This is a genomic window from Streptomyces sp. NPDC104367 (assembly GCF_055583825.1).
Genome location: NZ_JBVJND010000020.1, coordinates 59,176 through 81,290 on the forward strand (window position 1 = coordinate 59,176; position 22,115 = coordinate 81,290).

The 22,115-nt window shown below is 72.9% G+C and carries 20 protein-coding genes; 10 read left to right on the forward strand and 10 right to left on the reverse strand.

The annotated features are described in order from the left end of the window. The first annotated feature begins 39 nt into the window (after positions 1–39). Together ACZ619_RS27715 and ACZ619_RS27720 are read left to right on the forward strand one after the other, a co-directional pair. Positions 40–1,302, forward strand: a complete 1,263-nt coding sequence (locus tag ACZ619_RS27715; RefSeq protein ID WP_469604287.1) for an AAA family ATPase — start codon at positions 40–42, stop codon at positions 1,300–1,302. Continuing rightward, entirely contained in the window at positions 1,299–2,537 is a 1,239-nt protein-coding gene (locus tag ACZ619_RS27720) for a vWA domain-containing protein (protein ID WP_469604290.1), read from the forward strand. Before ACZ619_RS27715 ends, ACZ619_RS27720 begins: the two co-directional genes overlap by 4 nt. Here the strand turns inward: ACZ619_RS27720 and ACZ619_RS27725 are convergent. Then, positions 2,486–3,229 carry a helix-turn-helix transcriptional regulator gene (locus ACZ619_RS27725; protein WP_469604292.1) on the reverse strand — a complete coding sequence of 248 codons (744 nt, stop codon included), beginning with the start codon at positions 3,227–3,229 and terminating at the stop codon, positions 2,486–2,488. The genes ACZ619_RS27720 and ACZ619_RS27725 overlap by 52 nt on opposite strands. 107 nt (positions 3,230–3,336) lie before the next feature. Between ACZ619_RS27725 and ACZ619_RS27730 the strand changes: the two genes are divergently transcribed. Further along, a complete protein-coding gene (locus ACZ619_RS27730) occupies positions 3,337–4,305 on the forward strand; it encodes a threo-3-hydroxy-L-aspartate ammonia-lyase (RefSeq protein ID WP_469604295.1) in 969 nt (322 codons plus the stop codon). 55 nt (positions 4,306–4,360) lie between these two features. Here ACZ619_RS27730 and ACZ619_RS27735 read toward each other — a convergent pair whose 3' ends face one another. Together ACZ619_RS27735 and ACZ619_RS27740 are read right to left on the reverse strand one after the other, a co-directional pair. Beyond that, on the reverse strand, positions 4,361–4,753 hold the full coding sequence (locus ACZ619_RS27735; RefSeq protein ID WP_469604297.1) for an SCO5389 family protein: 393 nt from the start codon (positions 4,751–4,753) through the stop codon (positions 4,361–4,363). 58 nt (positions 4,754–4,811) lie between these two features. Continuing rightward, positions 4,812–5,771 (reverse strand): ATP-binding protein, encoded by a 960-nt coding sequence (locus tag ACZ619_RS27740; protein WP_469604300.1) that lies wholly within the window; start codon positions 5,769–5,771, stop codon positions 4,812–4,814. Between the two features lie 223 nt (positions 5,772–5,994). On the opposite strand from ACZ619_RS27740, the gene ACZ619_RS27745 reads away from it, so the two are divergent. Then, positions 5,995–7,482, forward strand: coding sequence for a purine-cytosine permease family protein (locus tag ACZ619_RS27745; protein ID WP_469604302.1), 1,488 nt, complete (start codon positions 5,995–5,997; stop codon positions 7,480–7,482). Then, entirely contained in the window at positions 7,479–8,060 is a 582-nt protein-coding gene (locus ACZ619_RS27750) for a cysteine hydrolase family protein (protein ID WP_469604305.1), read from the forward strand. Before ACZ619_RS27745 ends, ACZ619_RS27750 begins: the two co-directional genes overlap by 4 nt. Here the strand turns inward: ACZ619_RS27750 and ACZ619_RS27755 are convergent. Further along, entirely contained in the window at positions 8,057–9,472 is a 1,416-nt protein-coding gene (locus ACZ619_RS27755) for a family 2B encapsulin nanocompartment shell protein (protein WP_469604307.1), read from the reverse strand. The genes ACZ619_RS27750 and ACZ619_RS27755 overlap by 4 nt on opposite strands. A 274-nt stretch (positions 9,473–9,746) precedes the next feature. On the opposite strand from ACZ619_RS27755, the gene ACZ619_RS27760 reads away from it, so the two are divergent. From ACZ619_RS27760 to pqqB, 3 genes are all read left to right on the forward strand, one after another. Continuing rightward, complete coding sequence (locus tag ACZ619_RS27760) at positions 9,747–10,988, forward strand: acyl-CoA dehydrogenase family protein (RefSeq protein ID WP_469604310.1); 1,242 nt, start codon at positions 9,747–9,749, stop codon at positions 10,986–10,988. A gap of 124 nt (positions 10,989–11,112) precedes the next feature. After that, complete coding sequence (locus tag ACZ619_RS27765) at positions 11,113–11,514, forward strand: SseB family protein (RefSeq protein ID WP_469604312.1); 402 nt, start codon at positions 11,113–11,115, stop codon at positions 11,512–11,514. A 409-nt stretch (positions 11,515–11,923) separates the two neighbouring features. Further along, positions 11,924–12,820: a pyrroloquinoline quinone biosynthesis protein PqqB gene (gene pqqB, locus ACZ619_RS27770; RefSeq protein ID WP_469604314.1), complete on the forward strand. Its 897-nt coding sequence runs from the start codon at positions 11,924–11,926 to the stop codon at positions 12,818–12,820. On the opposite strand, the gene ACZ619_RS27775 is transcribed toward pqqB, so the two are convergent. The 6 genes from ACZ619_RS27775 to ACZ619_RS27800 all read right to left on the reverse strand — a co-directional run bounded on the left by ACZ619_RS27775 (position 12,817) and on the right by ACZ619_RS27800 (position 17,964). Further along, complete coding sequence (locus tag ACZ619_RS27775) at positions 12,817–13,218, reverse strand: MarR family winged helix-turn-helix transcriptional regulator (protein ID WP_469604316.1); 402 nt, start codon at positions 13,216–13,218, stop codon at positions 12,817–12,819. The two genes, pqqB and ACZ619_RS27775, sit on opposite strands and share 4 nt — an antisense overlap. A gap of 95 nt (positions 13,219–13,313) precedes the next feature. Continuing rightward, a complete protein-coding gene (locus ACZ619_RS27780) occupies positions 13,314–13,664 on the reverse strand; it encodes a VOC family protein (protein ID WP_469604319.1) in 351 nt (116 codons plus the stop codon). Positions 13,665–13,791: 127 nt separating this feature from the next. Next, complete coding sequence (locus ACZ619_RS27785; RefSeq protein ID WP_469604320.1) at positions 13,792–14,826, reverse strand: LacI family DNA-binding transcriptional regulator; 1,035 nt, start codon at positions 14,824–14,826, stop codon at positions 13,792–13,794. Beyond that, positions 14,823–15,728: a carbohydrate ABC transporter permease gene (locus tag ACZ619_RS27790; RefSeq protein WP_469604322.1), complete on the reverse strand. Its 906-nt coding sequence runs from the start codon at positions 15,726–15,728 to the stop codon at positions 14,823–14,825. The genes ACZ619_RS27785 and ACZ619_RS27790 overlap by 4 nt, the downstream gene beginning before the upstream one ends. Beyond that, positions 15,725–16,651, reverse strand: a complete 927-nt coding sequence (locus tag ACZ619_RS27795) for a carbohydrate ABC transporter permease (RefSeq protein ID WP_469604325.1) — start codon at positions 16,649–16,651, stop codon at positions 15,725–15,727. The genes ACZ619_RS27790 and ACZ619_RS27795 overlap by 4 nt, the downstream gene beginning before the upstream one ends. Continuing rightward, complete coding sequence (locus ACZ619_RS27800; protein WP_469604328.1) at positions 16,648–17,964, reverse strand: ABC transporter substrate-binding protein; 1,317 nt, start codon at positions 17,962–17,964, stop codon at positions 16,648–16,650. The genes ACZ619_RS27795 and ACZ619_RS27800 overlap by 4 nt, the downstream gene beginning before the upstream one ends. A gap of 245 nt (positions 17,965–18,209) precedes the next feature. Here ACZ619_RS27800 and ACZ619_RS27805 point away from each other — a divergent pair, with 245 nt between their 5' ends. Together ACZ619_RS27805 and ACZ619_RS27810 are read left to right on the forward strand one after the other, a co-directional pair. Continuing rightward, positions 18,210–20,231, forward strand: coding sequence for a beta-galactosidase (locus tag ACZ619_RS27805; RefSeq protein ID WP_469604331.1), 2,022 nt, complete (start codon positions 18,210–18,212; stop codon positions 20,229–20,231). Between the two features lie 131 nt (positions 20,232–20,362). After that, on the forward strand, positions 20,363–21,922 hold the full coding sequence (locus ACZ619_RS27810; protein WP_469604589.1) for a glycosyl hydrolase 53 family protein: 1,560 nt from the start codon (positions 20,363–20,365) through the stop codon (positions 21,920–21,922). Positions 21,923–22,115 lie beyond the last annotated feature (193 nt).

The following is a 22,115-nucleotide window of genomic DNA, read 5'->3' on the forward strand; positions in this document are numbered from 1 at the left end:
TCCAGCCCGCCCCCCTCCTCACACCCAAGGTGATCCGACATGCCCGCCTCCGCCCTGCCCGGACCGCAACCCACCTCCGCCCTGCCCTCGCCGCAACTCGCGGTCGCCGACGACCTGTTGAAGCTGCTCGGCGACTCCACCACCGAACCCCGCCCCGACATCCGGCTGGAGGCGCTCACCCTCGCCGTCGCCGCCGACCTGCCGGTGCTGCTGTGGGGCGAGCCCGGCATCGGGAAGACCGCCGCCCTCACCCAGCTCGCCGACTCCCTCGGCCTGCCGCTGACCACGGTGATCGCCAGCGTGCACGAGCCGTCCGACTTCTCCGGGCTGCCCGTCGTCGGCGACGACCCCGCCGTCCAGGGCGTCCCGATGGCCCCGCCGGACTGGGCGGTACGGCTGGTGCGGGCCGGCCGGGGCCTGCTGTTCCTGGACGAACTGTCCACCGCCCCGCCTGCCGTGCAGGCCGCCCTGCTCCGGCTGGTCCTGGAGCGCCGGGTGGGCGCCCTGCGCCTCCCGCCCGGCGTGCGGATCGTGGCCGCCGCCAACCCGCGCTCCTCGGCGGCCGACGGCTGGGAGCTGAGCCCGCCGCTGGCCAACCGCTTCGTGCACCTCCTGTGGGCGCACGACCACGAGGTCGTCGTCCGCGGGCTCGGCGGCACCTGGCCCCGGGCGACCCTGCCCCGGCTCGACCCGAAGCGGCTGCCGGCCGCCGTGGACTTCGCGCGCCGCGCGGTGTGCGGTCTGCTCGCCACCCGCCCCACGCTCGTGCACCGCCTGCCCAGCGGCGAGCTGCGGCGCGGCGGTGCCTGGCCCTCGCCGCGCAGCTGGGACATGACGCTGCGCCTGGTCGCCTTCGCGCACGCCGCCGGTTCCTCCCGCGACGTGCTCTCGCTGCTGGTCCGGGGCACGATCGGGGACGGACCGGGCCTCGAACTCCTCGCCAGTGTGGACCTGATGGAGCTGCCGGACCCCGAGACGCTGCTCGCCGACCCGGCCGCGGCCGAACTGCCCGAACGCGGCGACCTGCGCCAGGCCGTGCTCGACGGCGTGGTCGCGGCGGTCCGGGCACGGCCGGACCGGTCCCGCTGGGACGCGGCCTGGGCGCTGCTGGTGCGGGCGCTGGACACCGGCGCCCCCGACCTGGTGGTCGTCCCCGCCACCACCCTGGCCGCGCTCCGCCAGGACGGCTGGGACGTCCCGGCCGCCATCGAGCGGCTCGCCGGAGCGGTGTCCGTGTCCCGGCGCGCCGACCGGGCCGCCCACCGGGTCGCCGAGCGGGCCGCGGCCGGGACGCGCCGATGACCGGCGGTCCGCCCGCCGGGGCGCTGGACCTCGACAAGCTGTACGCCGCCCGGCTGCACGCCGCCCGCGCCCGGCCCTACCTGGCGACGGCCCTGTTCGCCCTGCACACCGTGGAGTCACGGCAGGTGCCGACGATGGCCGTCGACACGTACTGGCGGTGCTACGTCTCGCCCGCGTTCGTGGACCGGATGCCGGTGGAGGAACTGGCCGCGGTGTGGGTGCACGAGGTGTCGCACCTGCTGCGCGACCACCACGCGCGCAGCGACCGGGTCGCGCGGGAGCGCGGGCTGACCGGTGCCGGTGAGCGGCTGCGGATGAACATCGCGGCGGACCTGGAGATCAACGACGACGCGTACGGCGACGGTCTGGTCCGGCCGCGGGGCGCCGTCCGGCCGTCCGTGCTGAGGCTGGACGAGGGCCTGCTGATGGAGGACTACCTGCGCCGGTTCCGGCTCGGGCCGCTGACCCAGGACCTCACCTGGCTGGACTGCGGCAGCGGCGCCGACGGACTGGAGCGCGAGTGGGACCTCGGGCCGGACGGCGCGCACGGCCTCGGCGAGCAGGAGCGGGACGGCATCCGGTTCCGGGTGGCCGAGGCCATCACCGGCCGCCCCGGCAGCGCCCCGGAGGGCTGGCGGCGCTGGGCGGAGGAGGCCTTCCACCCGCCGCAGCCGTGGCGGGACCTGCTGGGCGCGGCGGTGCGCTCGGCGGCCGCCGCCGCGGGAGCCGGCGACGACTACAGCTACGGCCGCCCGTCCCGCCGCTCGTCCTGCCTGCCCGGGGTGGTCCTGCCGAGCCTGCGCCGCAGGCCGCCCCGGGTCTCGGTGGTCATCGACACCTCCGCCTCGGTCAGCGACGCCGAACTCGGCAGCGCCCTGCTGGAGGTGGCCGCCATCGCCCGCGCGGTGGGCGGTCGCCGGGACCTCGTCACCGTGCTGTCCTGCGACGCCGCCGCTCGCACCGCGCACGCCCTGTGCCGGGCGGAGGGCATCGCGCTGGTGGGCGGCGGCGGTACCGACCTGCGCGCGGGCTTCGCGCGGGCGCTGCGGGCCCGGCCGGCCCCGGACGTCGTGGTGGCCCTGACCGACGGCCAGACACCCTGGCCCGGGAACCGGCCGCCCTGCCGGACGGTCGTGGGCCTCTTCCCCCGGCCGCACGCCCGCACCTCGTGGGAGGAGGACGGCTACGTGCCCGAGCCGCCGCCCGCCTGGGCGCGGGTCGTCGAGATCGGCTGACCGCCGGGCGGCCGGCCGGCGCGGGCCGCGGCGAGGTAGTTGTAGGCCGAGGCCCGCGAGATGCCCAGGCGCGCGGCGACCTGCTGGACCGAGCCGCGCACCGCGAAGACGCCCTGCCGGTCGAGGTCGTGGAACAGGTCCAGCCGCTCCTCGCGGGTGAGCTGGGGCCACGGCTTGTTCCGGCGCAGCTGGCGGGCGTCCACGATCGAGTCCAGCACGGCGGTGACGTCGTCGCCGAAGGTCGTGGTCGGCGGCGCCGCGGGCACGGCGGCGACCCCGGCGAGCCCGCCGATCAGCGAGTGCGCCTGGCTCACGGCGGTCACGTCGAGGTTCACGCACAGCGCCCCGAAGACGGTCCCGGCCGAGTCGCGCAGCACCATCGTGGAGGACTTCACCAGCTTCCCGTCCCGGGTGCGGGTGAGGTAGTTCAGCTCGTCGTCCGCCTCGTCGCCGGCCGCCAGCAGCTTCATGCCGATCTCGCTCATCGACCCGCCGACCGCCCGCCCGGTGACCGACCCGGCCAGCGCGACGACCGAGCGCTCGGGGCGGCGGAAGTCGTGGACGACGACCTCGCAGAAGGCTCCGAAGGTCGCCGCGATCCCGTCGGCCACCGGGCTCAGCGCGGCGATGATCGCGTCCTGCTCGGCGCGCGCGGCGGCCCCGCCGTCCGCCGCTGTCGCTCCCTGTGCCATCGGTGCCCCGTTCCACTCGGGTCTGGACTTTACGTCCAGATGATAGACAATAAATCCAGAGATCGAGGTCGGACGGCCGTGGCGGCCGCCCGGAACGGAGGACGAACATGCCCGACACCCCGCCCGTGACGCTCCAGGACGTGTACGACGCGGCCGCGCGGATCAAGGGGGTGGCCCACCGCACGCCCGTCCTGCGCTCGCGCACCCTGGACGCACTGGTGGGCGCCGAGGTCTTCGTGAAGTGCGAGAACCTCCAGCGCATCGGCGCCTTCAAGTTCCGGGGCGCCTACAACGCCGCGTCCCGGCTCTCCGCCGAGCAGCTGTCCAGGGGCATCGCCGCCTACTCCTCCGGGAACCACGCCCAGGCAGTCGCCCTGGCCGCCCGTGAACTCGGCACCACCGCCGTGATCGTGATGCCCGAGGACACCCCGCGCTCCAAGCTGGAGGCGACCGCCGGGTACGGCGCGGAGATCGTGACCTACGACCGCTACACCGGCGACCGCGTCGCGATCGGCGAGGCCCTCGCCGCCGACCGGGGGCTCGCGCTCGTGCCGCCGTACGAGCACCCGCACGTGATCGCCGGGCAGGGTACGGCCGCCCTCGAACTCATCGAGGAGGTCGGCGAGTTGGACGCCCTGGTGGTGCCGGTCGGGGGTGGCGGGCTGATCGCGGGCAGCGCCACCGCGGCCAAGGGGCTGCTGCCCGGCGTCCGCGTGGTCGGGGTCGAGCCGGAGGCGGGCGACGACACCCGGCGCTCGCTGGAGGCGGGGCACCGGGTCTCGATCCCGGTGCCGAGGACCATCGCCGACGGCCAGGCGGCCGACATCCCCGGCGAGCTGACCTTCTCGGTCAACGAGCGGCTGGTGGACGACATCGCGCTGGTGAGCGACGAGCAGATCCGGGACGCGATGCGGTTCGCGTTCGAGCGGCTGAAGACCGTCGTGGAGCCGAGCGGCGCCAGCGGTCTGGCCGCGCTGCTCGCCCACCGGGTGACGCCGCTGCCGCGCCGGGTCGGGCTGATCCTCTCCGGCGGCAACGTGAGCGCGGAGCGGTTCGCCGAGATCGTGACCGGCTGACGGGAGACCCGCCGTGCGGGGGCAGGCGGCGCCGGCCCCCCCACGGCCCGGTGCCTCAGCAGTCGCGGAACTCGGGCGACTGGTTCAGGATCTGGGAGCGCGTCGAGGTGAAGCGGGTGTGGGTCTCGCCGCCGCGCGCCGCGGGCGGGAAGACCGCCACCCGGTGGCAGTTCTGGAAGGCGAGGGCGACCCCGAAGTGCCGTTCCAGGCTGCCCCGGATCGCGTCCGAGGACAGCGCCCGCAGCAGCTGCCCGCGTTCCCTCTCCGACGGTGGCGGGGTCTGGTTGTCGGCGAACTCGCCCTCGCCGTCACGCAGTTCGCCGGCCAGTCGGGCGATGAGGTCGTACGCGTACGGCAGCGAGGTGCGGACGGTTTCCACGAAGTCCTCCTCCCGCACCGGGCCGTTCTCGGCTTCGGCGAGCAGCTGAGGGGAGACGTCGAGCGACATGTGACGGTGTCCTGTTCTGTGCAGAGGGGACGGGGGAGAGGGAGAGAGGGGGGCGGTCTCAGGCGAGGGCGGCCGGCGCCGCCGGGCCGTGCCGGAAGTCCGGGTCGACCTGGGCGGAGAGGTCCTGGCCGGTGGCGGCGTCGGCCCAGGCCGTGGCGTTGCGCAGATGGAACTCCACCGCGTGCCGCTGGAAGGCCGCCCAGTCCTTGGGCCGGCCGTCGACGGCGGCCCGCATCCGGTCCAGCGCGCGGGAGTTGTGCGACTCCAGCTCCCCGCCGCCGCGGCCCTGTTCCTGGGCGCGGACGTAGGGCGACAGCTCGCAGTGGGCCAGCAGGTCCTCGCCCACCCGCTCGCGCAGGAAGGCCAGGTCGTCCGCGCCGGTGACCTTGTTGCCGATCACCGCGACCGGGATGCCGAACTCCGCCGCGTGGTCCCGGTACTGGCGGTACACGGACAGACTCTTGCGCGTCGGTTCGACCACCAGGAAGGTCATGTCGAAGCGGGTGAACAGACCGGAGGCGAAGGCGTCGGCGCCCGCCGTCATGTCGACGACGGCGTACTCGCCGGGGCCGTCCACCAGATGGTTGAGGTACAGCTCGACCGCGCCGAGCTTGGAGTGGTAGCAGGCCACCCCGAGGTCGCTCTCGGCGAACGCCCCGGTGACCATCAGCGGCACCCCGCCGACCTCCTGGACGTGGTGGGCGTGCACCTCGTCGTCCCCGAGCAGCCGCAGCAGCCGTGAGCCGCGGCCCGGCGGAGTCGTCTTGACCATCGCCTCCCGCGAGGCGATCCGCGGGTTGGTGCCGCGCAGGTAGTCCTTGATCTCACCCGTCCGGGCGCTCAGCGGCGGCGCCGCGAACAGCTCGTCCTCGTCGAGGCCGAGGGCGTGGGCCAGGTGCTGGTTGATGTCGCCGTCGATCGCGACGACCGGCGCGCCGGACCGCGCCAGATGACGGGTGAAGAGGGCCGACAGGGTCGTCTTGCCGCTGCCGCCCTTGCCGACGAAAGCCACGCGCATCGCTAGCCGACACCCCTTTTGAAAATGGAATTCATGAGCACAGGTTGGTGGGGATGCGCGGGCGGTGTCAAATCGCACTGGTCCAACTGGGCTGCGCGCCGGTCGAACTGACGGAGGCGCAGGTCCGCGCGGGCCGCGCGGGACCGGCCTGATCATTTGTCCTTGACCCCGGTCACCGGCCGACCTAGCCTCCAGCCAACACACCTGGACAGATGGGTCGACGATGGCGGACGCACGGGAACCCGGCAGACAGTTCCAGGTCGAGACGCACGGACTCGACGTGATCGGCGACGCCGACCGCAAGGGCACCCCGCGCACCCTGTTCTGGCCCTGGTTCGGCGCGAACGTGTCGGTCCTCGGAATCGGCTACGGCGCCTTCGCGCTCGGCTTCGGCATCTCCTTCTGGCAGGCACTGGCCGCCGGAGCCGTCGGGATCGTCGCCTCCTTCCTGCTCTGCGGCTTCGTCGCGGTCGCCGGCAAGCGCGGCTCGGCGCCCACCATGGTGCTCAGCCGGGCCGCGTACGGCGTCCGGGGCAACCGGCTGCCGTCGGTCGTCTCCTGGGTGCTCACCGTCGGCTGGGAGACCGTCCTCATCTCCCTCGCCACCCTGGCCACCGCGACCGTCTTCACCCGGCTCGGCTGGGGCGGCGGCACCGAGACCCAGGTGGTCGCCCTGATGGTGGTCTGCGCCCTGACCGTGGTCGGCGGGGTGATGGGCTTCGACCTGATCATGCGCCTGCAGACCGTGATCACCGTGGTGACCGGCGTGCTCACCGTCGTCTACGTCGTCCTCGTCGCCGACCACGTCCACTGGGCCACGGTCAGCGCCGTCCCGGCCGGCTCCGCCCAGGACTTCATCGGCGCGCTGGTGTTCATGATGACCGGCTTCGGCCTCGGCTGGGTCAACGCGGCCGCCGACTACTCCCGCTATCTGCCCCGGACCTCCTCCAGCCGGGGCGTGATCGGCTGGACCGCCCTCGGCGGCTCCGCCGCCCCGCTGCTCCTCCTCGTCTTCGGCCTCCTGCTGGCCGGCTCCTCCGAGACGCTGGACAAGGCGATCGCCACGGACCCCATCGGCGCGCTGACCACGATCCTCCCCACCTGGTTCCTGGTGCCCTTCGCCGTCGTCGCCGTCCTCGGCCTGGTCGGCGGCGCGGTCCTCGACATCTACTCCTCCGGCCTCGCCCTGCTCTCCGCCGGCCTGCCCGTGCCCCGCTACCTCGCCGCCCTGGTCGACGGCGTCCTGATGATCGCCGGCTCGGTCTACATCGTCTTCTTCGCCGACGACTTCCTCGGCCCGTTCATGGGCTTCCTCACCACGCTCGGCGTCCCGATCGCCGCCTGGTGCGGCATCATGCTCGCCGACCTGGCCCTGCGCCGCCGCGACTACGACGAGGCCGACCTCTACCGCCCCGCCGGCCGCTACGGCGACATCCCGCTCCCGCCCCTGCTGCTCACCCTCGCCGCCACCGCACTCGGCTGGGGCCTGGTCACCAACTCCGCCGCCGGCTGGCTGAACTGGCAGGGCTACCTCCTCGGCCCCCTCGGGCTCGGCGGCAGGTCCGGCGCCTGGGCGTACGCCAACCTCGGCGTCCTGGCCGCCCTGGCGCTCGGCTTCCTCGGCACCCTGGCACTGGGCCGCGCCAGGGTCCGGGCCCAGGAGAGCGGCCCCGAGGCCGGCCCCGAGAGCGGCCCGGAGGCGACCGCGTGAGCGCCGTGCCCGGCCTGCTGGCCGTCATCGACATGCAGCGCGTCTTCGCCGACCCGGCCGGCCCCTGGGCCGCGCCCCGCTACCCCGAGGCGGCCGCGGGCGTACGACGGCTGCTCCCCGCCTTCGCGCACCGCACCGTCTTCACCCGCTTCGTCGCCCCGGCCCACCCCACCGGCGCCTGGCGCGCCTACTACGACCGTTGGCCCTTCGCCCGCCGGCCCCCGGACGCCGAACTCTGGCGCCTCACCGACGAGTTCGCCGAGGCGGCCGAAGTCGTCCTGGACGCACCCACGTTCGGCAAGTGGACCCCCGAACTCGCCGCCCTGGCAGCCCCGCACGGCCGCCTGGTTCTGGCCGGCGTCAGCACCGACTGCTGCGTCCTGTCCACCGCCCTGCCGGCCGCCGACGCAGGCATCGAGGTCGTGGTCGTCGCGGACGCCTGCGCGGGCGCCGGCGACGACTCCCACACCGGCGCGCTGCGCCTGCTCGACCTCTACCGCCCCCTGATCGAGGTGACGACCACCGCCGAACTGCTCGCCCGGGAGGTGTCCGGCGACCCGGGCCGCCGGGCGCGCTAGTCCCGGCGGGACACCTCCACGTTCTCCAGGACGCCGAGGGCGTCGGGGACCAGGACCGCGGCCGAGTAGTAGGTGGTGACCAGGTAGGAGATGACCGCCTGCTCGTTGATGCCCATGAAGCGGACGTTCAGGCCCGGTTCCACCTCGTCCGGCAGACCCGTCTGGAAGAGGCCGACCACACCCTGGTTCTGCTCACCGGCGCGCAGCGCGATGATCGAGGAGGTACGGGCCGCGGAGACCGGGATCTTGCCGCAGGGGAGCAGCGGGATCCCGCGCCAGGCCGGCAGGTGGTGCCCGTTGAACTCCGCGCTGCCGAAGTACAGTCCGCGCTTGTTGCACTCCCGGCCGAACGCGGCGATCGCGCGCGGGTGGGCGAACAGGTGCGTGGTGTCGCGCCGCATGCTGAGCAGCTCGTCGAGGTCGTCCGGGGTCGGCGGACCCGAGTGGGTGGAGATCCGCTGGTCGTAGTCGGCGTTGTGGAGCAGACCGAAGTCGCGGTTGTTCACCAGCTCGTGCTCCTGGCGCTCCCGCAACACCTCGACCGTGAGCCTGAGTTGCTCCTCCGTCTGGTTCATCGGCTGGTTGTAGAGGTCGGCCACCCGGGAGTGCACCCGCAACACGGTCTGGGCGACGCTCAGTTCGTACTCGCGCGGCGCCAGGTCGTAGTCCACGAAGGTGTGCGGGATGTCCGGCTCGCCCACATGGCCCGCGCTCAGCTCGATCTCGGCCTCGCCGAAGGCGTTCGTCCCGCGGTGCCCGTCCAGCCCGGCCAGCTCCACGTGGGCCCGCAGGTCCGCGTGGTGGGCCGCCACCTCCGCGTACGCCGTGTGCGGCAGCGCCAGCACGGTGGTGGCCGTCGCCGCGCGGGCCGTGAAGTCCCAGGCGCCGTCGGGTCCGGAGAGCACATGCCCGCCGAAGGCGTCGCCGTCCGCGAGGAGTCCGACGACCGCCTCGTCGCCGTACGGGCCCTGGCCGATCTGCTCCACCTTGCCGTGCGCGATCAGGTACACGTGGTCGGCCGGCCGCCCGGCCGTCACGATGACCTGCCCCGGCGCGTAGTCCCGCTGCTCGAACCGCGCCGCCAGCGCCTGGAGCGCGGTGCCGTCCTCGAAGCCCCGCAGCAACGGCAGTTCGCCCAGCTCCGCCGGGACGACACTGACCTGCGCCCCGGTCCGCACGAAGGTCAGCCGGCCGTCACCGACCACGTACGACAGCCGCCGGTTGACGCGATACGTGGCGCCCGGCACGTTCACCCAGGGCAGCGTGCGGGTCAGCCACCGGGAGCTGATCTCCTGCATCTGGGGTTTGGACTTGGTCGTCGTCGTGAGATTCCGCGCCGCGGCGGTACCGAGGCTCTGCTGCTCCCGCTCCTCGGCGCCCGCCGCGGGCGCCGTACCGGTCTCGACCGACATCGCTTTCCTTCTCTCGTGTCGCACGGGTGACGGAGCAAATTCGGACCGCCACCTTCCAGGGCCACCCCTACCCCCGGGCGCGTGCCGCGAGTGATGCCAGGGGACGGAGCGCGAGGCACGTGCCACGGGGAACTGCCCCCGCACCACCCCCCGTTCCGCCTTCGTCACCCGGTTGGCGGTTTCCGGTCGGGACGTGCGCCGTGCGCGCCGTGTTGAATTCGCCGTATCGCGTCAGTGAACGGACGGCGCCAGGCCCCGGCAGCCAGGAGGCACCGTGATCGAAGCTCCCGAACCCGGCCTCAGCGCCCGCGACATCATCGAGCGGGCCGTGGCGCTGCGGCCCGCCCTGCGCGAACGCCAGGCGGAGACCGAGCGGTTGACGCACTACCCGAAGACCACCCACGAGGACTTCGTGCGGGCCGGATTCCACCGGATCCTCCAGCCGCGCCGCTACGGCGGCTACGAGTTCGGCCTGCCGGTGTTCCTGCGCGTGGCGGCGGAGATCGCCCGCGGCTGCCCCTCCACGGGCTGGGCGCTGTGCCGCGCCTGCGCACCCGTCCTGCACGTCGCCGGGGTCTTCGGGGAGCGGGCCCAGGAGGAGATCTTCGGCCCGGACGGCGACTTCCGGGCCGCCACCACCGCCGTCCCGGCCGGCCTCGCCCGCCCCGACGGCGCCGGACACGTCGTCCTCGACGGCACCTGGCCGTACGCCGCCGGGGCCCCCTACGCCACCCACCACGTCGGTCAGAGCCCGGTGGCCCCGGCGAAGCCCGGCGGCCCGCCGGGGCCACCGGTGCTGTTCGTCGCCCCGCGCCGGCTCTGGACGGTCCTCGACGACGGGCACGGCGCACTCGGCCTGCGCGGCAGCGGCTCGCACAGCATCCGCCTCGACCGGGCCCGCGTCCCCGGGCACCTCACCCTCCGGGCCGACCTGCTGGACCTCCCCGTCGAGGGCGGCTCGGCCGGCTCCGTCCTGCACGGCGACCCGATGTACGCCGGGCGCGCGGTGAGCCTCCTCCACGCCCAGCTGGCCGCCGTGATGACCGGCGTCGCGCACGCGGCCGCCGACGAATACGCCCGCATCCTCGCGGCCGGCGTCCAGGCGGGGGACCGCGCCCGTACCCGCGCCGCACGCGACGGCCGCCAGCGGCTGCTGGGCGAGGCGCTGGGCGTGATCGGCACGGCGGAGGCGGCCCTGCGGCGCACCGCCGAGGACTGGATGGAGACCTGCCACCGCAACGCCGTCGGCGACGCCCCCTTCACCCGCGCCGAGGACGACCGTCTCGCCCTCACCTTCCTCAACGCGGGCCGGCTGGCCTGGGAGGTCCTCCAGGGCACCCTCTTCCGCACCGCCGGCTCCCGGTACGCCCGGGACGGCGAGCGGATGCAGCGCTACTTCCGGGACGCCGCGACGTACTGGAGCCACACCGGCGCGGCCATGGCCGAACCGCTCGCCCACCGCGTCGGCCGGGACCGCCTGGGGCTGCCCTCGGACGACATCCCGCTGGTCCCCTGACCGGGAAAGCCCGGGTGGTTCCCGGCGCATGCCCCGGCCCGCACCGGGTACGCGTGCCGTGGCCGCCCGGCGACCCGCCGGTTTCCGCGGCCCCCTGAAAACCACCGCGACCTGGGGATCTGCCATGGAGACACCCGCACACGACGACATTCCGACGCCGGCCCAGCGGGCGCTCGACACGCTGGCCGTGAACGTCGAGGACGCCGCCGCCCTGGACACGCTCGCGCACAGCGACGTACTGGTGCCGGTTCCGGAGGACGCCGCCGAGACGGCCGACCCCGCGATGATCGCGCTGCCCGTCCTGGAACGGCCCGACGGCGACCCCGTCGTCCCCGTGTTCACCTCGGAGGGAGAGCTGACCGGCCTGCTGCCGACGGTCTCCCGCTACCGCCTGGTGCCGCTGGGCGCGCTCGCCTCGCAGTGGCCCGACGAGAACCTCTCGCTCGCCATCGACGGCAGCTCGTCGCACGCGCTGACGCTCACCTCGGAGGGCGTGCGCACCCTGCTCGCCCGCCCGGCGGGCTGACGGGCCGCGACGGGTTCCGGTCACCGCCTCGGTACGGGCGAGCCTCGCCACGGACCCGGCCCCGGACACCCCCACCGGCCTGACGCACGACGAGTCCGCGGCGGCCGTGGCGATGCCGGACAGGACCGGCCTCCGCGCCGGGCGCCCGCCGCCGAGACCCGGCCGCACCTCCACGGCCGGCGGGTCGACTGCGACGCCGTCGCCTGCGCGCTGTGCCGCCGCCGCGGCGCCGTACCCGCCCCGTGGACCGGCCCCCGGGACGTCCCCTCGGAGCCGATCCCGCCCCGCCGCCCGGTGGACCGGCGGCCCGCCGAAGGTCGGCCGGAACTTCCCCCCGCCCACGGACTGCGCGGCCCGTCCTGAGGGAAGATCCCACGAAGGGGCGGGGAAAGGCGCGCGAGAGGGGCGGATGGTCGTGAGGGTCGTCCTGCTGGGCACCGCCGCCGACGGCGGGTTCCCGCAGTGGAACTGCGCCTGCCGGCGGTGCGCCGCCGCCCGGGACGGGAAGCTGCCCGCCCGCACCGAGGAGTGCGTCGCGCTGACCGGCAACGGCCGGGACTGGTGGCTGCTCAACGCCTCCCCGGACATCCGGACCCAGCTCACCGCCACCGCCGCGCTCTGGCCGGGACCGGGACCCCGGGACACCCCGCTGCGCGGAGTGCTGCTCACCGACGCCGAGGCCGGCCACATCACCGGCCTGGCCGTGCTGCGCGGGGCGCCGGACCTCAGGGTGTACGCGGCACCGCCGGTCCAGGCGCTCCTGGCCCCGGTCCGCGGCGCCCTGGACCGCCACGCCCCCTGGACCTGGGCCGACAGCCTGGCCGAGGGCGGCTTCGTGCTGGCCGGCGGACTGGTCGTCACCGCCCACCCGATGAGCGCCGGGGCCCCGCGCCACGTCCCGCCCGCGCTCGCCGCCGCCGACGGCCGCTGGGTCACCGCCTACCGGGTGGAGGACCTGGCCACCGGGGGAGTCCTGGTCTACGCCCCGTGTCTCGGCGCCTGGAGCGACGTCCTGGACGAGCTGTGCGCGGACGCCGACTGCGTCCTGCTGGACGGCACCTTCTACAGCGCCGACGAGACGGCCATGGCGGTGCGCTCGGGCCCCGGCCGGGCGGCCCCGGGCCGTCTCCCGGTCGCCGGCCCGCACGGCAGCCTCGCCGCGCTGGCCCGCCACCCGCATGCCCGCCGGATCTACACCCACCTCGGCGACACCAACCCCCTGGTCGACCCGGCCTCCCGGGCCCGCGCCCTGGTGGCCGAGGAGGGGGTGGAGGTCCTCCCGGACGGGATCGAGTTCGCGCTCTAGGCGGGCGCGTCCGCCGGCAGCGTCCGCTCCAGCACCGCCCGCTGGAGCGGACGTACCTCACCGTGCAGCGCCCGCCCCTTGGCGGTGAGCGCCACCCACACGCCCCGCCGGTCCTCGACGCAGACCGACCGCTCCACCAGGCCGTCCTTCTCCAGCCGCCCGATCAGCCGGGACAGCGCGCTCTGGCTCAGATGGACCCGTCCCACCAGGTTCTGCACCCGGCACTGGTCGCCCTCCGCGGGCGTCTCGGTGGCCAGCAGGTCGAGCACCTCGAAATCGCTCGCGCCCAGCCCGTGCGGATGCAGCACCCGGTCGATCTCGCACATCGTGCGCGCGTGCACCGACAGGATGTCCCGCCACCGCTGCTCCAGCCGGGCCTCCGCCGTCTTGACTGCCATACCCGCACCGTAGCACCGATCCGGCAAATTGTTGTGTGTGCAACTAGTGCGGGTGCAAGCAGTCCTCCGGCGGAGCCGGCCCGGCCGCGGGAGGGTCAGGCCACCGGGTCCTGGAGCAGCCCCACCATGTTGCCGTCTGCGTCCCGCACCGAGGCGACCAGCCGCCCGTTGCCGACGTCCCGCGCGTCCTGGACCAGCTCGGCGCCCGCCTCCAGCAGCGCCGCCAGCCGCTCCCGCAGATCGGTGACGTGCCAGAACGGCGTAGGCCCGGTCAGCCCCTGGGCGTGCCCGTTGGGGTCGAGCCCGACGTCCTGCCCGGCGGCCTTGTACCCGATGTAGTACGGCGTGTCGGCGTACGGCTCCACGCCCAGCAGCGCCCCGAACACGGCCTTGGCCCGCTCCGCGTCCTTCACGGGGTAGATGATCGTCTGCACGCCTGCGCTCATGGGACGTTCTCCTTCTGCGACGGGTGACCCGGCGGGTTCTCGCCGGTGATCCCACGCTAGGCCGGGCAGGCCCGCCACGGCTTCTCCGATCCTGACCGGTCCTGCGCCCCTCGGGCCCCGGCCCCGCTCACGCGGAGTCGCGGACCACCAGCTCCGTCGGCAGGATCACTGCCGCGGGGTCCTCCCCGCCGATCTGCGCCAGCAGCAGCCGCACCATCTCCGCGCTGATGCGGTCGTACGGCTGGCGGATCGTGGTCAGGGCGGGGACCGCCTCCGTCGCCGCGACCGAGTCGTCGAAACCGCCGACAGCGATGTCATCCGGCACCCGGCGGCCGGCCCGGTGCAGCGCGGCGAGGGCGCCCTGCGCCATCAGGTCGGAGGCCACGAACAGCGCGTCCATGTCGGGGGCCTGCGCCAGCAGCCGCTCGGCGCCCGCCTCGCCGCTGGCCCGGCTGTAGTCGCCGGGGACGACGAGCCGCTCGTCGAACCCGACGCCCGCCTCCGCGAGCAGTTCCCGGTAGCCGGCGAGGCGGTCGACACCGCCCGGGGTGTCCAGCGGACCGGTGATCATGCCGATCCGGCGGCGCCCCACGTCCAGCAGGTGCCGGACCATGTCCCGGGCGCCGTCCCGGTCGTCCGCCGCCACGTAACTCACCTTGGAGCCGGGCCCCATGGGCTTGCCGCACTGCACGAGGGGCACACCCGCCTCGCGCAGCTCCTCGGCGACCCGGTCGCCGGAGTGGCTGGAGACCAGCAGCACCCCGTCGACGTGGCCGGCGGTGATGTACCGCGTGATGCGGCGCCGCTCGTCCTTGGTGCCCGCCAGCATCAGCAGCAGCGGGATGTCGTGCCCGGCCAGCGCCTGGGTGCAACCACTGAGCAGCACATTGAAGTTGGGGTCCTCGAAGAACCGTTCCTGGGGCTCGGTCAGCAGGAAGCCGACCGAGTCCGAGCGCCCGGTGATCAGCGAACGGGCGTGCCGGTTCACGACGTAACCCGTCCTGCGGATGGCGTCGTTGACCGCCTCCTGCGCGGCGGGGCTGACGTAGTGCCCGCCGTTGAGCACCCGCGAGACCGTGCCGCGCGAGACACCGGCCTCGCGCGCCACGTCGTGGATCGTCGGTGGTCTGCGCCGGCCCCCCGCATTACTGCTCATGGTCATGACTTTACGGCCCCGGACAGCAGGTCAAGGCTCCAGAAGCGCTGAATGACGAGGAAGAGCGCGATCAGCGGGATCACCGCGAGGAACGCGCCGGTGATCACCAGCGTGTAGAGCGCGGGCTGGTTGGAACCCTGGGCCAGCAGCGTGTACAGGCCGAGCGTGAGCGGGAACTTCTCGTCGTCGCTCAGCATGATGTACGGCAGCAGGAAGTTGTTCCACACGGCGACGAACTGGAAGAGGAAGACCGTCACCATGCCGGGGATCATCATCGGCATCGCGATCCGCGTGAAGATCCGCCACTCGCTCGCCCCGTCCATCCGCCCGGCCTCCACCACGTCGGAGGGCACCGCCGCGGCCGCGTAGACGCGCGAGAGGTAGACCCCGTAGGGGGAGAGGATCTGCGGCAGCAGCACGGACAGGTAGGAGTCCGCGAGGCCGGCCTTGGCGAGCAGCAGGTACTGCGGGACGGCCAGGATGATCGGGGGCATCAGCACGCCCGCGAGCAGCACGTTGAAGATCGGCTCGCGGCCCTTGAACCGGTAGGTCGCCAGGGCGTAGCCGCTGACCGCCGAGACACCCGTGGACAGCAGCGCGCCCAGACCGGCGTAGAGGGCGGAGTTGCCCATCCAGCGCCAGTAGATGCCGTCGCGGTAGGCGTTGAGGTCCTTGAGGTTGCCGGCGAGGCCGGTGCCGGGCAGGAAGGTGAACGTGGAGAACAGCTCGCTGCCGGACTTGGTGGACGCGATCACCACCCACGCGACCGGGAGGAGCGTGTAGACCGCGCCGAGCAGCAGCGTGATCGTCGGGAGCAGGGCGACCCGGCGGCGCAGCGGCGGGCCCTGGGCGGTGCCCGGGGTGGTGCCGGCGGCCGGGGCGGCCTTGCGGACGGCAAGAGAACTCACTGTGCTGCCTCCTGCTTGCTTCGGCGGTTCGCGGCCCGCAGGAACCCGAAGGACAGCACCAGCGTGGCGACGGCGATCAGGGTCGCCTCGGCCGCCGCCGAGTAGATGTCCCCCTTGCCGAAGGCGTCGACGTACACCTTCATCAGCGGACTCCAGGTCGTGCTGACCGAGTTGGTGAGGGGTTTGAGGGTGGTCGGCTCGTTGAAGACCTGGAGCGTCGCGATGATCGAGAAGAAGAAGGTCAGCACCAGCGAGGGCGCCACCATCGGGATCTTGATCCGCAGGGCGACCTGCACCGGGGTGGCGCCGTCCAGCTTCGCCGCCTCGTACACCTCTGCCGGGATGGACCTCAGCGAGGTGTAGATGACGATCATGTTGAAGCCGGTGCCGCCCCAGACCGCGATGTTGGACAGGGCCAGGTACAGCGGCCCGCCGTCCAGCAGGTCGGGCTGCGGCAGGCCGAGCCGGTCGAGCACGAAGTAGAAGGGGCTGACGTCCGGCAGGTACAGGAAGCCCCACAGCAGCGCGGCCACCACGCCGGGGATGGCGTACGGCAGGAAGATCGCGAGCCGGGTGAACGGGGCGAGGCGGACCCGCTCGGAGTCGAGCATCAGGGCGAACAGCAGGGCGAGCCCCAGCATCACCGGGACGACGATGCAGCCGTAGCCGAGGACGCGCAGCGCGCCGCCGTAGAACTCGCTGTCGCCGAGGGCCTGGGTGTAGTTCTCCAGGCCGGCCCAGACCTCGCTGCGGGCGCCCGCGCCGAGGCCGAGGCCGGAGACGTGCACCTTGCGGAAGCTGAGCCAGACCGCGTACCCGATGGGCAGCACGAAGAACAGTGCGAACAGGAGTGCGGAGGGGAGGAGGAAGGCGTACGGGGCCCCCTTGACCCCGTACGACTTCCGGCCGTGGGGGCTGGTCACTGAGAGACCTCGAAGCCCTGCTTCTTCATGTCGGCGACGGTGGCGTCCTGCATGGTGTTCAGGGCGGTCACGAAGTCCGACTTGTTCTTCGCGGCGGCGCCGAAGGCGTCGTTGAAGGACGTGTAGGCGACGTTCACGTTCGGGCCCCACGCGGAGGGCGCCGTGGTCTTCGCGATCTTCGCGGCCTCGGTGTAGAAGTCCGCCTGGTTCGAGAAGTACTCCGGCGGGTTGGTGAAGGCGCCGCTGGTCTGGGCGTTCGTCGCGGCCGGGTAGATGCCGCCCTCCTTGGCCAGCGCGCTGACCGCGTCGCCGTCCGTGTTCAGCCAGGCCGCGAACTTGGCGGCGGCCGCCTGGTGCTTGGAGTCGGTGGTGACGGCGGTGGAGGAGCCGCCCCAGCTGCCGGTGACGTTGTCGGACGCGGACCACTGGGGGAGCGGGGCCATGGCCCACTTGCCCTTGGTGTCCGGCGCGGCCGTGGTCAGGGTGCCCGGTGCCCACACCGCGCTGACCCAGGCGATCTGCTTGCCGGTGTTCAGCGCCTTGTTCCAGGCCGGGGTGTACATCGGCTGGTTGTCGATGGCGCCCTCCTTGACCAGGCCGCCCCAGAACTTGGCGACCTTCTGGGTGGCCGCGTCGTCGATGGCGACCTTCCACTTGTCGCCGGAGGTGGTCCACCACTTGGCGCCGGCCTGCTGGGCCAGGCCCGCGAAGAGACCGGAGTCGTTGGCGGAGAACGTGGTCAGGTCGACGTCCGGCGCCTTCTTCTTGAGCGCGCGGGCGGTCTCGGCGAACTCGTCCCAGGTGGTGGGGACCGTCAGGCCGTACTTCTTGAAGAGGTCCGCGCGGTAGTAGAACATCATCGGGCCGATGTCCTGCGGCACCGCGTACACCGCGTCCGTGCCCAGCGTGACCTGCTGCCAGACACCGTCGGCGAAGTCGCTCTTGGCGTCGCCGATCTCCTTCGATATGTCGGCGACGGCGCCGTTGCTGACCAGCGTCGGCAGCGCCTGGTACTCGGCCTGCACCAGGTCGGGGCCGGACTTCGCCTTGTGCGCGGTGAGGATCTTGGTGACCAGCGAGTCGCCGGACGCCTGCTTCTTGAACGTGACCGTGATCTGGTCCTTCTTGCCCTGACCCTTGTTCCACAGGTCGACGACCTTGTCCATGCCCGGTGCCCAGCTCCAGAACGTCAGCTTGACCGGACCGGAGTCGGCCTTGCTGTCGTCGGAGGAGCCGCAGGCGGCGAGGGCGGTGGCGCCGAGCGAGATGGCGACGGCGGTTGTCACGAGGCGACGGCGCTTCGTGTGCGGCATGGATCTCTCCCCTGACCTGGGTCCCCGCCCGTCGCGGGGACCTGCCATGCAGATGTGTGAGCTTTCCGGACAGCGCAGACGCGGATCATCGCCCGTCGCGAGTCCGTGCCCTGCTCTGTGAGCGTTCACAGTAGAGAAACATCCCGGACACTTGTCAATGGTTGTTGCTGTGCGGTTATGTTGGGCTCACGCCACGATCAATGTGTGTGCACGTTCCCAAATGATCGATTAAACGGGAGACATCCATGCCGGACACCACCCCCAGGGGCCTTACCAGGCTCGCCTTCGGTGGGGACTACAACCCCGAGCAGTGGCCGGAAAGCGTCTGGCAGGAGGACGTCCGGCTGATGCGCGAGGCCGGGGTCACCATGGTGAGCGTCGGGATCTTCTCCTGGGCCCTGCTGGAGCCGGCGCCGGGCGAGTACGACTTCGGCTGGCTGGACCGGATCCTCGGGCTGCTGCACGAGAACGGCATCCGCGTCGACCTCGGCACGCCCACCGTCACCCCGCCCGCCTGGTTCTACCGGGCGCACCCCGAGGCCCTGCCGGTGACCGCGGAGGGAGTGCGCTACGAGTTCGGCTCGCGCGGCGCCATCTGCCACTCCAACGCCGACTACCGCGCGGCCGCCGCGGCCATCACCACCAAGCTCGCCGAGCGCTACGGCGACCACCCGGCGCTCGCGATGTGGCACGTCCACAACGAGTACGGCGTCCCCGTCTCGGCCTGCTACTGCGACTCCTGCGCCGCCCACTTCCGCCGCTGGCTCGCCGACACCCACGGCGGCGTCGACGGCGTCAACAAGGCATGGGGCACCGCCTTCTGGGGCCAGCACTACACCGACCTGGCGCAGATCAACCCGCCCCGCGCCACCCCGACCGTCGGCAACCCGGGCCAGGCCCTGGACTACAAGCGGTTCGCCGACGCCACCATCCGGGAGAACTTCCGCGCGGAGCGGGACATCCTGCACCGCCTCTCGCCCGGCGTCCCGGTCACCACCAACTTCATGACCGCCCTCAGCCAGTGCGACTCCATGGACTACTGGGCCTGGGGCCGCGAGGTCGACCTGGTCACCAACGACCACTACCTGATCACCGACGGCCGCCGCACCCACGTCAACCTGGCGATGGCCGCCGACCTCACCCGCTCGGTCGCCGGCGGCGCCCCCTGGCTGCTCCTGGAACACTCCACCTCGGGCGTCAACTGGCAACCGCGCAATCCGGCCAAGGCGCCCGGCCAGATGGCCCGCAACTCCCTGGCCCACGTGGCCCGCGGCTCCGAGGGCGCGATGTTCTTCCAGTGGCGCCAGTCCCGGCGCGGCGCCGAGAAGTTCCACTCGGCGATGATCCCGCACGGCGGCACCGACACCCGCGTGTGGCGCGAGGTCGTCGAACTCGGCGCCTCGCTCGACTCGCTGAGCCAGATCCGGGGCAGCCGCACCCGGGCCGACGTCGCCGTCCTGTGGGACTGGCAGTCCTGGTGGGCGCAGAACCTCCAGTGGCGCCCCAGCGAGGACCACGACCCGCGCGAGCGCGCCGACGCCTTCTACGAGGCCCTCTACGACCGGCACCTCACCGTCGACTTCGCCCACCCGGAAGGCGACCTGTCGGCCTATCCCCTTGTCGTCGTACCGGCCCTCTACCTGATGACGGAGGCGGCGGGCGACAACCTCCGGGAGTACGTCGAGAACGGCGGCACCCTCGTCGTCTCGTACTTCTCCGGGATCGTCGACGAGCACGACGCCGTGCACGAGGGCGCCTACCCGGGCACCCTGCGCGAGACCCTCGGCCTCACCGTGGAGGAGTTCTCGCCGCTGCTGAAGGACCAGCGGGTGCGCCTGACCGGACCCGAGGGCGCCGAGCTGACCGGCGACGTGTGGACCGAGTTCGTGGTCCCGCGCGGAGCCGAGACCGTGTGGTCCTACACCGACGGACTCACCGCCGGCCACCCCGCGGTCACCCGGCACCGGCTGGGGGAGGGCACCGCCTGGTACGTGTCCACACGGCTGGACGCCCACGGCCTGGACACGCTCCTGGGCCGGGCCGCCGAGGACGCCCGGATCGCGCCCCGCGCCGAACTGCCCCGCGACGTCGAGGTCGTCCGCCGCACCGGCGAGTCGGGCACCTTCCTGTTCGCGATCAACCACACCGCCACCGATGCCAAGGTGCCGCTGGAGGCGCACGGCACCGAACTGCTGACGGGCGAACGCGCCGCGGGCCGCCTCGCGGTCCCGGCCGGCGCCGTGCGGGTCGTGAGGCTCGACGGCTGACCGTGCCCCGAGGGGCACGCAGATGCTCCCCTCCGCCCGCAGCCGCAACGAGGGCCGCGGACGGAGGGGCTCTCCTCCGGCCCCGCCGGAGGACACCCCTCCCAGTCACGTCGAAGGGACGACGGACGATGATGTTCCATCCCAGACGCACCATCAGGGCCCTGCTGCTGCCGCTCCTGGCCGGGCTCGCCCTCACCGCCCTTCCCGTACAGGCCGCGCAGGCCGCCTCCACCCTCACCAACGCGGGCTTCGAGTCCGACGGAGCCGGGGTGGCCGCCCCCACCGGCTGGACCGAGTCCGGCACCACCTCCGCCTCCTACACCGAGGCCGGCGGACACAGCGGAAGCTACCGGCTGAGCCACTACTCCGCCTCCGCCTACAAGGTGGAGACCTACCAGACCCTCACCGGCCTGACCAACGGCACCTACACGCTCACCGCGTACGTCCGCTCCGGCGGCGGTCAGAACTCCGCCTACATCTCCCTGAAGAACTGCGGGAGTTCCGAGCAGCGCACCGACCTGCCCGTCTCCACCAGCAGCTGGGTGCGGATCGTCGACTCGATCTCGGTCACCAACAACCAGTGCACGGTGAGCATCTACTCCGACGCCAACGCCGGCAACTGGATCAACGTCGACGACCTCAGCTTCGCCTCCGGCTCCACCGGGCTGTCGATCAAGGGCGCCGACATCTCCTCCCTGGCCAAGAGCGAGGCCTACGGCGGTGTCTACAAGACCAGTTCCGGGACGACCGGCGACGCGGTCACCATCCTCGGCAGCGCGGGCATGAACTACGCCCGGCTCAAGGTCTGGGTCAACCCGGCCGACGGCTACAACGACAAGGCGCACGTGCTGGCCGTGGCCAAGCGCGTCAAGGCGGCCGGCATGAAGCTGCTGGTCGACTTCCACTACTCGGACACCTGGGCCGACCCGGGCGCGCAGACCAAGCCCGCCGCCTGGGCGAGCCACAGCTACAGCCAGCTCAAGACGGACGTCTACAACCACACCTACGACGTCCTCAACGCCCTGAAGGCCCAGGGCACCACCGCCGACATGGTCCAGATCGGCAACGAGATCAACGGCGGCATGCTCTGGTCCGAGGGCTCCACGGACAACTGGTCCCAGCTGGCCGGCCTCATCAACTCCGGCTACAGCGCGGCCAAGGCGGTCTCCTCCGGCACGCTGGTCGCCCTGCACCTGGCCAACGCCGGCGACGACGCCACGGTCCGCTGGTGGTTCGACAACGCCAAGACCTACGGCATCAACTACGACGTGATCGGGCTGTCGTACTACGGCTACTGGCACGGCTCGCTGGCCGCCGCCCAGACCACCCTGGACGACGTGGCCTCGCGCTACAGCAAGCCGGTCTACATCGCGGAGTCCGCCTACCCGTTCCGGCTGGACTCCGAGGACTCCACGACCAACATCATCGACACCAGCGGTGAACTGGTCACCGGCTACCCGGCCACCGTCGCCGGCCAGCTGGCCTGGATGAACGCCGTCGCCAACATAGTCGAGGCCGTCCCGAACGGCCGTGGCCTCGGCGTCTTCTACTGGGAGGCGACCTGGACCGCCGTCACCGGCAACGGCTGGGACCCGACCGACGCCAGCTCCGGCAACGGCTGGGAGAACCAGGCCCTGTTCGGCTACGACGACAAGGCGCTGTCCTCCATGGCGTGGTTCAGCCACCGCTGAACCGCCACTGACGGGGGGTCCGGTCGTAAGGGGACGGCCGGGCCCCTCCGCCCTGTCCGGGGGCACGTCCCCGGACAAGGCGCCAACCGGCCGATCTGGCCCGGCGGTCCGGTCTCGGACAACGCTCGCCGAGTCCCTGACGTGGCGGCTTCGGCTGCGGGAGAGTGGGAACCCGGAACGCGAGGAGGCAGGG

Excerpts from the sequence above, each read along its gene's own strand:
- ACZ619_RS27715 (WP_469604287.1), top strand. The coding sequence starts at position 40 with ATGCCCGCCTCCGCCCTGCCCGGACCGCAACCCACCTCCGCCCTGCCC.
- ACZ619_RS27720 (WP_469604290.1), top strand. The coding sequence starts at position 1,299 with ATGACCGGCGGTCCGCCCGCCGGGGCGCTGGACCTCGACAAGCTGTAC.
- ACZ619_RS27725 (WP_469604292.1), bottom strand. The coding sequence starts at position 3,229 with ATGGCACAGGGAGCGACAGCGGCGGACGGCGGGGCCGCCGCGCGCGCC.
- ACZ619_RS27730 (WP_469604295.1), top strand. The coding sequence starts at position 3,337 with ATGCCCGACACCCCGCCCGTGACGCTCCAGGACGTGTACGACGCGGCC.
- ACZ619_RS27735 (WP_469604297.1), bottom strand. The coding sequence starts at position 4,753 with ATGTCGCTCGACGTCTCCCCTCAGCTGCTCGCCGAAGCCGAGAACGGC.
- ACZ619_RS27740 (WP_469604300.1), bottom strand. The coding sequence starts at position 5,771 with ATGCGCGTGGCTTTCGTCGGCAAGGGCGGCAGCGGCAAGACGACCCTG.
- ACZ619_RS27745 (WP_469604302.1), top strand. The coding sequence starts at position 5,995 with ATGGCGGACGCACGGGAACCCGGCAGACAGTTCCAGGTCGAGACGCAC.
- ACZ619_RS27755 (WP_469604307.1), bottom strand. The coding sequence starts at position 9,472 with ATGTCGGTCGAGACCGGTACGGCGCCCGCGGCGGGCGCCGAGGAGCGG.
- ACZ619_RS27765 (WP_469604312.1), top strand. The coding sequence starts at position 11,113 with ATGGAGACACCCGCACACGACGACATTCCGACGCCGGCCCAGCGGGCG.
- pqqB (WP_469604314.1), top strand. The coding sequence starts at position 11,924 with ATGGTCGTGAGGGTCGTCCTGCTGGGCACCGCCGCCGACGGCGGGTTC.
- ACZ619_RS27775 (WP_469604316.1), bottom strand. The coding sequence starts at position 13,218 with ATGGCAGTCAAGACGGCGGAGGCCCGGCTGGAGCAGCGGTGGCGGGAC.
- ACZ619_RS27780 (WP_469604319.1), bottom strand. The coding sequence starts at position 13,664 with ATGAGCGCAGGCGTGCAGACGATCATCTACCCCGTGAAGGACGCGGAG.
- ACZ619_RS27785 (WP_469604320.1), bottom strand. The coding sequence starts at position 14,826 with ATGACCATGAGCAGTAATGCGGGGGGCCGGCGCAGACCACCGACGATC.
- ACZ619_RS27800 (WP_469604328.1), bottom strand. The coding sequence starts at position 17,964 with ATGCCGCACACGAAGCGCCGTCGCCTCGTGACAACCGCCGTCGCCATC.
- ACZ619_RS27805 (WP_469604331.1), top strand. The coding sequence starts at position 18,210 with ATGCCGGACACCACCCCCAGGGGCCTTACCAGGCTCGCCTTCGGTGGG.
- ACZ619_RS27810 (WP_469604589.1), top strand. The coding sequence starts at position 20,363 with ATGTTCCATCCCAGACGCACCATCAGGGCCCTGCTGCTGCCGCTCCTG.